Below are 13,169 nucleotides of genomic sequence, written 5' to 3'. Positions count from 1 at the left end.
TGAGGTTCAGGATCCCCATCACTTTGGGGGTGCTGAGATCGATCAGTTGTCCGTTGCAGTTCAGGGTCATCACAGGGAAACAGCCGGGTTTCTGAGAGAATTCATTTTGCCGATTTAGATTAAACACCGACCTTTGGGGCCGATGTTTTTAGGATCGAAATGTACGCAAAATAGCAGGATATGCAGCATACTTCTGAACAATACGACTCGGTAATTACCCGGTGTAAGGAGTTGTTCGATAAGAAAATGAAGGACTACGGGAGTGCCTGGCGTATTCTGCGGCTTCCTTCCCTCACAGACCAGATCTTTATCAAAGCCCAGCGGATACGAAGCTTACAGGAAAAAGAGGTGCGCAAGGTCGATGAGGACGAACGTTCAGAATTTATCGGGATCATCAATTACGCCATTATGGCCCTGATCCAGCTCGAAAAAGGGGTGGTGGAGCAGCCCGATCTCGCCCCTTCAGAAGCATCGGCCCTGTACGACCGGTTTGCCAGAGAGACCAAGAGTCTTATGGAAGACAAGAACCACGATTACGGGGAGGCCTGGAGGGATATGAGGGTGAGTTCCCTCACCGATCTTATCCTGCAAAAATTGCTCAGGGTAAAACAGATCGAAGATAATCAGGGGATCACCCTGGTCAGCGAAGGCATCGGGGCCAATTACCAGGATATTATCAACTATGCGGTCTTTGCCATGATTCACCTGGAGGAAGAAGCCGCATGATATACAATACACTGTGAAGATCGTAGTTACCCTATCAAGAATTTTTGTCGGCGTCCTGTTCATCCTTTCAGTATTGATCAAGCTAAACGACCCTGTAGGATTCTCCTTTAAGCTGGAAGAGTATTTCAGTCCGGCTGTACTCGACCTGCCGTTTTTTACTCCCTACGCCCTGGCCCTGGCTATTTTTCTCGTCATCCTGGAAGTGGTGCTGGGCGTACTGCTGCTGCTGGGGTACCAGAAGCGGATCACCCTCTGGAGTTTGCTGGGCATGATCGTCTTTTTTACCTTCCTGACCTTCTATTCGGCCTATTTTAACAAGGTCACGGATTGCGGGTGTTTTGGAGATGCGATAAAACTGACTCCCTGGGAATCCTTTTTCAAGGACGTGGTCCTGCTGGTCCTTATCCTGGTCCTGCTCTACGGACAAAAACACATAGGTCCGATCTTCAATACGAAACTCTCCCTGTCATTGGTTATTGGTTCCATTCTGGCTTGCAGCCTTTTTGTGAACCAGGTGATCAACCACCTGCCTGCAGTAGATTTCAGGCCGTACAAAATTGGAGCCAGCATACCTGATGGCATGGTGGTTCCTTCGGAGGCCCCTAAAGCGATCTTTGAATACGCCTGGACCTTCGATGTAGGTGGAACGGAGAAAACCTTCGTGACAAACGGGGAATATCCCACCGTAGACGGGGAGTTCATCGGGGTGGAGACGGAAGAGATCCAAAAAGGATATGAGCCTCCTATCCACGACTTCACCATAGAAGAAGACGGAACGGACAGGGCGGCAGAATTCTTGGCAGAGCCCAGGCTGGTCATGGTCGTGGCATACGATCTGGCCAAAAGCAACGTCAATGCCTTTTCAAAAATTAAAGCGATCACTGACAGGGCCGCGGATAAAGGCTACAAGGTGATCGGAGTTTCGGCATCCAATGCGGCCTTGAGCAAAAGATATATAGAAGAGTTCCAACTGAATTTTCCTTTTTACTTTACCGATGAGACCGCTCTAAAGACTATAATCAGGTCGAACCCTGGTGTTCTCGTTCTGGAAAAGGGGACTATCAGGGAAAAAGTCCATTATAACGACCTGGATAAACTGACCTTCAATAATTGAAATCAACAACAGCACCATGAGGAAAAAAATAGTAGCCGGCAACTGGAAAATGAACAAGAACAGGGAAGAGACCACCCGTCTCATCTCAGAATTGAAAACTGCGATCCAAAAATCGGATGCGGAGGTGATCATCGCCCCTACCTTTGTAAATCTCGCCGAATCTCTGGGCGAGCTCAAGGGTTCCTTTATTCAGGTCTCAGCTCAGAACATGCACTTTGCAGAGAGTGGGGCCTACACAGGGGAGATCTCGGCAGACATGCTTAAATCGATCGGTGTGAGTACCGTTATTCTCGGGCATTCAGAAAGGCGTGCCTATTTTGGGGAGGACGACGCTCTCCTGGCAAAAAAGGTGGATGCAGCTTTGAAGGCAGGGATGCGGATCATCTTTTGTTTTGGGGAAGAATTGGACCAGCGTAAAAGCGGGGACCACTTTAAAGTAGTGGAGAGCCAGCTGAAGAACGCCCTCTTCCATCTCAAAGGCGATGCCTGGAAAAATATTGTACTGGCTTTCGAGCCGGTCTGGGCGATCGGAACCGGAGAGACTGCCTCCCCCGAACAGGCTCAGGAGATGCACGCCTTTATCCGGAAAACGCTTACCGAAGCCTATGATTCGGGTATAGCCGAAGGGGTATCCATCTTATACGGGGGTAGCGTAAAGCCCGGTAATGCCGAGGAGATCTTTTCCAAGGCCGATGTGGATGGCGGACTCATAGGAGGGGCCTCTCTGGTAGCAGCTGATTTTGCAGCTATAGTGGCTGCTGCGGGGTAAAGATGAGCCACGTATATATCGAGTATAGTTTTGAGGTAAGCCCGAAGGAGCCGGGAACGGAAATCCTACTGGCGGAGCTTGCCGAACTTCCTTTCGAAAGTTTTGAGGAAACGGAAACGGGATTAAAAGCCTATATCCGCAAAACGGATTGGGATAAAGATCTGTTGGAAAACATTTCCCTTTTGAAGGGCTCCGAGTTCAGGATTACCGCTGAACTTCAGGAAATTCAGCCCGAGAACTGGAATGAAAAATGGGAGACCCACTTCGAGCCTATTGAGATCGATGGAAGGTGCCGGGTTCGGGCCCCATTCCACCCAAAAAAGGAGGTGGCCTTCGATATCCTCATCGAACCCAAGATGAGTTTCGGCACTGGCCACCACGAAACCACCCATATGATGCTGGAATTCCTGCTGGATTTGGAACTTGAAGGAAAAACTGTGCTGGATATGGGGTGTGGAACGGCCGTGCTGGCTATTCTCGCAGCCATGAAAGGCGCCTTGGAGATCGATGCCATAGATATAGATCCCTGGAGTTATGAGAACGCACGGGAGAATGCGGTTCGGAACGGGCAGGACAGGATCAGGGTCTATCAGGGCGATTCATCTGTAATACCACAAAAGAAGTACGACCTGATCCTTGCCAATATCAACAGGAATGTGCTGATCGATGACATCCCGGTCTATTCCGGACATCTGAAGGCAGGAGGAACCCTTTTACTCAGCGGATTCTACGAGTCGGATCTCGAGTTGATCAGGGACCGCTGTCTCAATTCGGGGTTGAAATGGGAATCCGGGCACACCCGAAATACCTGGATGGCAGCCAGGTTTAAAAAACGCATCAAATAGATCTACGGGGTAGTCTTATCTCCTGATTTTTAGTGCCCAAGCAAAAAATCATCTGTAAATCGGTAAGTCTGAAAAATTGTTATATTAGTAAAAATTCTCGGCTATGGGTCAAAAAGAAAAATATTCAGAAGAAGTATTGCTCGAAGAGGTAACGGTCAAACAACACGAGATCGTCCTTTTTAATGACGATGTCAACACTTTCGACCACGTCATTGAGACACTCATCAGCGTGTGCGATCACACACCCGAACAGGCGGAACAATGTTCCCTCATCGTTCATTACAACGGCAAATGCACCGTAAAAACAGGGGAATACGACGATCTGAAGCCAAGGTGCAGTAAATTGCTACAAGCCGGTCTGAGCGCAGAACTGGTCTGAGTACTTCCATGCCGGTGATCTCTCTTCCCCGGGGATCAGGACAACCTGCCGCAATTAAAGCGTTCCAGTTGAAGCTAATTCTCCTTAGCATATTGATCTTTTTGGGTATTACCTGTTCGGCTCAGGGAATTCCACCTTTACAGAACTTTGCTCCTTCTGATTACGGAGCCGAGAACCAGAACTGGGATATCTCCCAGGATTCAGACAAGATCATCTATATTGCCAACAGTCAGGGATTGCTCGAATACAATGGGGCCCATTGGAGCCTTTATCCCTTGCCCAATGAAAGCATGGTAAGGTCTGTTAGGGTATTCGACGATAGAATCTACACCGGGGGATTCAGGGAGTTTGGATTTTGGGAACGAAATTCGACAGGCCGGCTGGAATACACTTCCCTGGTCCATAAGATAAGGGATAAGATACTTCCCGATGAGGAGTTTTGGAATATTCTGAAACTCGACCGGCTCATGGTCTTTCATTCGCTCAACCGAGTCTATACCTATGACCTGGATGATCAGACGGTGAGCTGGGTAGAAACGGATTCTTCCCTTCCCGGTATCTTTGCCATAGGCCAGACAATATTTTTCCAAAGACCGGGAGAAGGTCTGTACAGCATCGAGAGAGGAGAGGCCTCCCTAAAATACAACACACAGGTTTTCAGGGAAGATGAAGTCGTCAACATGTTTGAACTCGATAAGGTCGTCCTGGCCATTACACGACAGAGCGGGATCTACGCCATAAGGGGAGAGACCGTCGAGCCCTGGAGGTCAGAAGTCAACAGGGAATTGTCCGGGAGGAGTGTCTATACGGCCATTGCTCTCAGGGATGGGGGATTCGCTTTGGGAAGTATTTCCGAAGGCTTGGTTCTGCTAGACAGGGAAGGCCGGATGCAATATAAGATAGATCAGTCGAAGGGATTGCAGAACAACACCGTACTCTCACTCTTTGAAGACCGGGATGGCAGTCTCTGGCTGGGTCTTGACAATGGTCTTAGTTTCCTGAATCTCAGGTCGCCATACAGGGTATACCAGGATTACAGTGGTATCATTGGCAGTGTGTACGCTACAGCAGAGCACGGTGATTTTCTTTACATGGGTACCAATCAGGGGCTGTACTGCAAGGATTTGCGGACAGATCAGAGTTTTGAGTTGGTCAAGGGTACGGACGGACAGGTATGGTCACTGGATGAGATCGAAGATACCCTTTTCTGTGGGCATCATGCCGGCACTTTTATCATCGAGGGCAATATGGCCAAAAAGATAGCGCCTGTACCCGGAACCTGGGGTGTCACAAGTCTGGCCGGGAAATCGGGACTCGCCCTACAGGGTAATTATTCCGGGTTGTATGTACTGGAAAGAACAGGGGAAAGCTGGAACATCCGCAACAAGATAAGCGGCTTTGATATCTCATCTCGTTATTTTGAGATCCTCAAAGAGGAGATCTTCGTCAACCACGAATATAAGGGTGTATTCAGGATCAAAACAGACAGCGATTTCAACAGGGCTTTGAAGGTGCAGGTAGATACGATCCACCGCGGGGCGAATTCCGGCCTGGCCCGCTACGAGAAGGATCTGCTCTTCTGTTTCAGGGAAGGGATCTATAAATTTGACGCTGAAGCGGATGATTTTATCCGGGATTCTATCCTGAGCAGCCCTTTGATCAATGGAGGATATGTATCCGGGAAAATGATCCCCGGGGTTGCGGGCGAATCCCTCTGGATTTTCACTGAGGATCATTTTAGCGTCATCACGCCCGGCACCCTCGATGCCCGCCCCAACATCAAATGCATACCGCTCGGCCTAAATCAAAGAAGGGGAATCAATGGCTATGAAAGCATCTATGGGCCGGATCAGAGGGGACATTTCTTTTTGGGTACGAACAACGGGTTCCTTACATTCAGATTGGAAGAGATCGTCGAAAATAGATTTAAGGTCGGGCTACAGAAGATTCAAATGGAAACGAATACTTCGAGAAACAGGTCAAGGACGACGATCAATTTATCATCGAAGGGAGACTTTAAGAATAGGGAAAACAATTTAGAATTCCGCTTTTATTCGCCTGTTTACGAGGCACTTTACAGGCCTTCGTTTCAATATAGGCTCAGAGGGATTTATGAAGAATGGAGTGACTGGACCGAGGAGTCCGCAGTATCTTTTTCGAATTTACCTTTCGGAAACTATGTATTTGAAGTAAGGGGAAAGTTGGGAAACGATCTTTCTGAGAACACCCCATCCTATTCGTTTACCATTGCCCGCCCCTGGTATCTTACCGGTGTGGCCATGGTCAGCTACCTGTTGATCTTAACACTTGGAGCCATTGGGATTCACCGGACCTACAGGAGGTATTACAGGACCCGTCAACAGGAGATATTAGATCGCAATAAACAGGAAATAGCACTGGCCAAAGCGAAAAATGAGAAGGAGATCATAGACCTGAAGAACAGACAACTCAAGGAAGAATTCAGGAACAAAAGCAACGAACTTGCAGCCTCTACGATGAGCCTTATCAAGAAGAATGAGTTGTTGACCAGGGTAAAGGAACAATTGCTCATTTCCGAAAAACAGGGGGGTACCTCTGTGAAGCAAATAGTGCGAATCATCGATAAGAGTATCGATCAGAATGACGACTGGGAAATGTTCCTGGAAGCCTTCAACAATGCCGACCAACAATTCCTTACAAAACTCAACAAGAAACATCCCAACCTCTCACCGAACGATATCAAATTGTGTGCGTATTTGCGCCTGAATTTATCTTCCAAGGAGATTGCACCTTTATTAAATATTTCAACCCGAAGCGTAGAAATAAAAAGGTATCGATTGAGGAAGAAAATGAATTTAGAGCACGATGAAAACCTTACTGAGTACATCCTCACCCTCTAAATAACTATACATCCCCCCTGTACCCACCTCAACATTGCCTATACAATATACTGCCGCCCTCGTTTTTGTTAAAAAAATATTAATATTTTCTCAATTGCCAGAGTCGTTATTTTCAGGGGTGTTTCCTGAATATTTGTGAAAAATATAAGAGAATAATTGCTACTTGTATATTTTTTGTTGAGGACGCTTTTAAGGATTAAGTAAAAGCTGTGATTTACCTTGTCGGGATCAAAATACTCAACCGATGAAATACGTTTTAACAATTGTTCTCGCCCTGTTCACCATCTCTGGAGTACTGGCTCAGGGGATCACCGTAAGCGGAACCGTTTACGAAGCAGAGCAAAGAGGGCCGCTTCCTGGAGTGAATGTAGTTGTCAAGAACACCACTATTGGAACTGTAACGGATTTTGATGGAAACTTCGTCCTGACCAACCGGCAGGTGGGTGATGTCCTTGTCTTTTCCTACCTGGGATATATCACGGCCGAGGTTGTGGTCAGGAATGCCAATCCCCTCAGCGTCACCTTGCAGGAAGACGTAAATGCCCTGGACGAGGTAGTGGTCGTGGGTTATGGAACTTCCACCAAGAAGGAGATCACCGGTGCGGTTTCTGTAGTAGGAGCCGAGACGATAGAAGATTTAAATCCCCAACGGATAGAGCAGGCCTTACAAGGACAGGTAGCAGGGGTACAGATCACCTCTGAATCTGGTTCTCCGGGTAGCGGATCCAATATCCGGATTCGGGGTATTTCGACAAACGGAGATAACCGTCCCCTCATTCTGGTAGACGGCAACGTGATCGAGGACCTCAGTGTGATCAACCCGGGAGACATTGAAAGCATCAACATCCTGAAAGACGCAACCGCAGGGATCTACGGGGTGCGGGCTGCGAACGGGGTCATCCTGATCACCACAAAGACAGGGAAAAAGAACACAGACCTGAAATTCAGCTATGACGCCTACGGCGGATTCCAGGAAACCTCAAGAAAAATTCCCGTCCTGAACGCGACGGAATACGCCATTATTGTGAACGAAGCCTTTACGGCCGGTGGAGGTGTACCCCCTTATCCCAATGTATTTGGTTTGGGTGAGGGGACTGACTGGCAGGATGAGGTCTTTGAAACGGCCCCTATCATCAACCACAATCTCACCGTGAGTGGGGGAGGCGAGAAGTCTACCTTCTCTTTCGGATCCTCCTACCTGACGCAGAACGGGATCGTGGGTGGACCGAAGGCCAATTTCCGGCGTCTTACGAGTCGTATCAACTTCAATTCCGACCTCTTTAAGAATTTTAAATTAACCGCTAACCTTTTATATACGGGTACGAACAGAAAGACTTTGCCTGAGAATGCCTTGGGATCGGTCCTCTTCAATGCCCTGAACAACGCTCCTACCTTTTCGGTCAAGGACGATAACGGAGCCTTCACCTTATCTGAAGGACTCGGGAACGAGGTGATCAACCCCCTTGCCCAGATCGAAAACACTTTTAATGAGAACGATGTACACAGGATCAGTGGTAAGATCGGAGGGAATTATGCCCTCCTAGAAAATTTCACCCTGGAAAGCAGCTTGCAGTTCAATTACGCTGAGGTGACCGGCCGCTTCTTTTCTCCCACCGTCTTCTATGGATCGGGGAAGGTATTCAACGTGGACCGGAACTTCGTGGTCGACACAAAGAACATTTTCAGGGATTATACCTGGGATACCTTTATTAACTACAACGCTGCATTCTGGGAAGATCACAGCCTGACGGCGACACTCGGGATGTCCCTGTTCCAGACAACCGGCCAGTTTGGAGGAAGCCAGGGGTTTGATATCCCTGACAACAGTTTCAGCAATGCCTTCATTGAGCAATCCTCGGACGTGATCAACTTCAACGAACAGAACAACACGGTCGGGAAATTCGATTCGAGACTGCTTTCTTATTTTACAAGGCTTCAATACAATATTAAAGGAAAGTATTTGCTGTCCGGGATCATCCGAAGGGACGGATCCACCAATTTCGGACCGCGAAACCGATTTGGCTACTTCCCTTCAGGGTCTGTGGGATGGATCGTGTCTGAGGAAGGGTTCCTGCAGGACAGTAAGCTCTTCTCTTTCGTGAAACTCAGGGGAAGCTACGGGATCGTTGGTAACGACCGGATCGGAGGCAATCGTTTCCGTTCCATCCTCAACGGGGAAGGTGCTTATGTGCTGGGCGGGCAGTTGCTGTTTGGCCGTGCGGCCGGAGGGATCTCCAACCCTGAGATCGCGTGGGAAGAACAAAAGACCCTGGATATTGGGGCAGACCTCAGACTCTTTGACGGCAAGGTCGATATCACTTTTGATTACTTCAACAAACGTACAGAAGACCTGCTGGTCTCTCCACCCGTTTCGGGTATATTAGGAGCAGCGGCTCCAGGTTCGGGTTCACCGGTAGTGAATGCCGGGACCGTGGAAAACAAAGGTTTCGAGTTCGTCATTGGCTATAGCAGTGATCCCACCAAGGATTTTTCCTTCGGGATCAACTACAACGCTACCTTGCTTGAGAACGAAGTGATTTCCGTAAACAACGGAGTTGGATTTATACCCGGTGGCTCTTTCGGAGTCGGCCAGGACCCACCTGCCCGTATGGAAAACGGAAAACCCCTGGGGTATTTCTTCGGCCTTCAGACCGATGGCATCTTCCAGAACCAGGCTGAGGTGGATGCACATGCCACCCAGGCCAATGCCGCCCCAGGCGACCTCAGGTTTGTCGATATCAATGGGGACGGAGTCATCGATAATGACGACCGTACCGATATCGGAAACCCGATACCCGATGCGACCATGGGTCTGAACATTTCCCTGAACTACAAGGACTGGGATTTCACGGCCTACGCCTTTGCTTCCATCGGAAACGAAATCGTCCGGAATTACGAACGCAACCAGCCCCTGGTAAACCGATCTGTCTATACACTGAACAGATGGACCGGCGAGGGAACCACCAACGAATTCCCCAGGGTGACCACAGGAGCCACATCCAATATCCTGTTCTCCGATTATTTTGTGGAGGACGGCTCATTTGTACGTCTGCAAAATGCGCAGATCGGTTACACCCTTCCACGCAGGATCGTCGATAATGTGGGGATTGATCAGCTACGGGTCTATATTTCAGGGAACAACCTGTTTACCCTGACGGAATACAGGGGCTATGATCCCAGTGCTTCTTCCGGAGCGCCCATTGGAGCCGGGATAGACCAGGGATTTTATCCAGTACCCAGGACGTACTTATTAGGGGTTAATCTAAAATTTTAATCAAGCGGTATGAAAACGAGATATATAAAAGTAGGACTTATAATGCTGGTTTCAGGATGGCTTGCACTTTCCTGTGGGGACGACTTCGTCGACGTGCCATCTTTTGATGAGGACTCTGAGAACTTTTTCAATTCCGAATCGGACTATCAGGAAGCGCTGATTGCGGCCTATGATATGCTGCAGTCTACTTACCTCAACGTGATGGTCGGGGAGATCGCCAGCAACAATACCCTGGCCGGGGGAGAAAGCGCTACGGACGTACCCGGCATACAGGAGATAGACGATATGACCCATACCCCGGTAAACCAGCAGCTCAGGGATATCTGGAGCTGGATGTTCGCCGGTGTGAACCGCGCGAACTATATCCTGGAATTCCAGGACAAGACGGATTTTCCGGGTAAGGATGCGGTCCTTGCAGAAACGAGGTTCCTCAGGGCCTATTATTATTTTGAACTGGTAAAATGGTTCGGTCCCCTGCCTTTTAACGTGCAGGAACCGGACAGAAGGATCCTCTTCGGGGACCAGGATGTACTGGAACGCCAGCCCGAGGAAGTCATCTACGGCCTGATTGAATCAGACCTGATCTTTGCAGCCGCCAATTTGCCGGCCGTACAGGCAGAGACCGGAAGGGCTACCAAAGGCGCTGCTCAGGCGCTGCTGGGCAAGGCGTACCTCTATCAGGAAAAGTTCACCGATGCCGCAGCCATTTTGGATGAACTGATCAATACCGGCCCCTATGACCTGCTGCAGGATTACAGCACAATGTTCGAAAACTTCAACGAGAACAACATCGAATCCGTATTTGAAGTGCAATACACAGATGTGGAAGGAGCCGGATTTGGATGTTTACAGTGCAGTGAAGGAAATGTGGCCGTCGGGTTTAACGGAATACGAAATTACGCAGGTCCTGTGTTTGAATCGGGCTTCAGTTTCAACGTGCCTACACAGGAGGTCTACGATGCCTTTGACCCCAGTGATGTCAGAAGGGACGTGGCCATCCTGGATATCGAAGCCTGGGCCGCCGCCAACCCCGAGGTCTCCTATGTGGAGGGGTTTGAGCATACCGGATTCTACAACCGAAAGTACATCGCTCGCCAGGGTGATCTCAACACACCTGATGCCAACCTCACCAACCCAAATAACTACAGGGCCATTCGCTTTGCCGATGTCTTGCTGATGGCTGCTGAAGCCCACAACAGGACCGGTAATGATACCCGGGCCCAGCAGTACCTCAATCGGGTTCGGAACAGAGCCGGTCTCGGAAACATCAATGATACAGGAACTGCCCTGAGAAATGCGATCTACGACGAGCGCCGACTCGAGCTCGTGGGAGAAGGGCACCATTTCTTCGACCTGGTCCGAACTGGAAGGGCTGCCCAGGCGATCAACGGCTTTACAGCGGGGAAACACGAATTGTTCCCCATCCCATCCATAGAAATTGAATTGGCAGGAAACCGCTGGAATCAGAATCCCGGCTATTAATAAAAAATAAACTTTGAACAAATGAAAATTCTATCCAGACTACTCGTACTCTTTTTAGTGATAAGTGGCTTCCATTCCTGTACGGAAGAGGAAACCAGCTATGTATTCGAAGGGATGTCAGCACCTACGGAGGTCAATGCAATATTCGATATTGCCAATGACGACTCCGGGGAGGTCAGCGTAACCCCTACGGCTAACGGAGCTGCTCTGTTCCGCATTTATTTCGGAGACCAGGAGAATGAATCTCCCACTGAGGTAGCCCCCGGTGAAACCGTGACCCATGTCTACGGAGAAGGGGAATTCACCCTCAGGATCGTGGCTGTGGGCATGACCGGACTCACCAGTGAGTTGTCCAGGGTAGTGACCATATCATTCTCTGCACCCACCAATCTGCAGGTGGACATTGTCCAGTCAAACCCGCTCGAAGTAACCGTTACTCCGTCGGCAGAGAATGCCACGGTTTACGACATTTATTTTGGGGACGTAGAGAACGAAGAACCAACAACGATCATGAACGGGGAGTCTGCCGTTCACGTCTACGCTCAGCCAGGTGATTACACGATCCGAGTTGTAGCTCGTGGTGCGGGTGCCGCCACTGCCGAGGTTTCCCAGGTATTCACCGTGGTAGACCTGCAGAATGCTGAGGCCTTCCCAATCACTTTCGAATCTAATGAGACCCTGACCGGCGTTTTCGAAGAATCAGGAGGCGTTACAGGATCCCCGATCGCCAATCCGGACACCAACGGGAACAGTTCGGAAACTGTTTATGAATTCAACAAGGCTGACGGAGCTCCCTGGTACTCAGGGATATTCCACATCTTCTCACAGGACATGGACCTCAGCTCTAACCAGCGCTTCTCACTCAAAGTGTGGTCGCCCAAAGCCGGAGTCAACATTCGCTTCCAGATCGAAAAAGAAGGAGGCGGAGGTGGAGCCACGCTCTTTGTGGACCAAACCGTGGATACAGCCAATGAATGGGTGACTCTGAGCTACGATTTCACAGGAATCGTCAACGGATCTGACGCCTATGACAAATTCGTGATCTTCCCGGATTTTGACGACATAGGCCAACCCGCAGGTGACGGATCTATTTACTACTTTGACGATATCGACCTCGGCGGTAGCTGTACGGCAGAAACCGAAGAGAACATCGATCCGGCACTGGGAGATATCAACTGGACCTTCCAGACCAATGACTTTGCCCATTCCTTTGAACCTTTTGGTGATATCAATTCTTCCATCGTCAGCAACCCCAACCCAAGCGGGATCAACACCAGCTGCAACGTACAGAGTTATATCAAGACACCCGGTTGCCAAACATGGTCCGGGGTTGGAAAAGGCCTTGCGAATGCGATCGACCTGACCACCTCTCCCAATAAGGTGTTCACCATGAAGGTGCTGGCAGAGACCCAGGTGACCGAAGTGACGCTGAGACTCGAGTTTGAGCCATTCCCCAATGTGGATCCTGCCGTGGATGTGGTACAGACCATTTCACAGGTAGGTGTATGGGAGGAACTGGTGTTCGATTTCTCTGCCCACAGCGATAAGACCTTCAAGAGTATTATCGTATACTTCGACAGGGATCAGCCTTGTGACGGTGCTGTTTACTACTTCGATGACATTAAGCAGGTGGCCGACGCCGGTGGAAGCGGGGGAACTTCTCCATCCGTTCCGGCTCCGACACCCACCCAGGCCCAGGCC

The 13,169-nt window shown here is 49.5% G+C and carries 8 protein-coding genes and 1 pseudogene; all 9 read left to right on the top strand.

The window, feature by feature from the left end; genetic code table 11:
* The first annotated feature begins 180 nt into the window (after nucleotides 1-180).
* A complete protein-coding gene (locus ABYP73_RS05975) occupies nucleotides 181-726 on the top strand; it encodes a DUF1599 domain-containing protein (RefSeq protein WP_372973739.1) in 546 nt (181 codons plus the stop codon).
* Between the two features lie 13 nt (nucleotides 727-739).
* Complete coding sequence (locus ABYP73_RS05970; protein WP_372973738.1) at nucleotides 740-1,840, top strand: BT_3928 family protein; 1,101 nt, start codon at nucleotides 740-742, stop codon at nucleotides 1,838-1,840.
* A 16-nt stretch (nucleotides 1,841-1,856) separates the two neighbouring features.
* Entirely contained in the window at nucleotides 1,857-2,609 is a 753-nt protein-coding gene (gene tpiA, locus ABYP73_RS05965; protein WP_372973737.1) for a triose-phosphate isomerase, read from the top strand.
* Between the two features lie 2 nt (nucleotides 2,610-2,611).
* Nucleotides 2,612-3,454, top strand: a complete 843-nt coding sequence (prmA, locus tag ABYP73_RS05960; RefSeq protein WP_372973736.1) for a 50S ribosomal protein L11 methyltransferase — start codon at nucleotides 2,612-2,614, stop codon at nucleotides 3,452-3,454.
* 103 nt (nucleotides 3,455-3,557) lie between these two features.
* Nucleotides 3,558-3,833: an ATP-dependent Clp protease adaptor ClpS gene (locus ABYP73_RS05955; RefSeq protein ID WP_372946330.1), complete on the top strand. Its 276-nt coding sequence runs from the start codon at nucleotides 3,558-3,560 to the stop codon at nucleotides 3,831-3,833.
* A gap of 68 nt (nucleotides 3,834-3,901) precedes the next feature.
* Complete coding sequence (locus tag ABYP73_RS05950; RefSeq protein WP_372973735.1) at nucleotides 3,902-6,712, top strand: triple tyrosine motif-containing protein; 2,811 nt, start codon at nucleotides 3,902-3,904, stop codon at nucleotides 6,710-6,712.
* A 244-nt stretch (nucleotides 6,713-6,956) separates the two neighbouring features.
* Nucleotides 6,957-9,986, top strand: coding sequence for a SusC/RagA family TonB-linked outer membrane protein (locus ABYP73_RS05945; protein WP_372945567.1), 3,030 nt, complete (start codon nucleotides 6,957-6,959; stop codon nucleotides 9,984-9,986).
* A gap of 9 nt (nucleotides 9,987-9,995) precedes the next feature.
* Complete coding sequence (locus tag ABYP73_RS05940) at nucleotides 9,996-11,468, top strand: RagB/SusD family nutrient uptake outer membrane protein (protein WP_372945568.1); 1,473 nt, start codon at nucleotides 9,996-9,998, stop codon at nucleotides 11,466-11,468.
* A gap of 21 nt (nucleotides 11,469-11,489) precedes the next feature.
* Nucleotides 11,490-13,169: pseudogene (locus ABYP73_RS05935) on the top strand (hypothetical protein); the annotation flags it as partial.

Source organism: Muriicola sp., assembly GCF_041567615.1.
Taxonomy (GTDB): Bacteria; Bacteroidota; Bacteroidia; order Flavobacteriales; family Flavobacteriaceae; genus Muriicola.
This window is presented reverse-complemented; position numbering and strand designations above follow the sequence as displayed.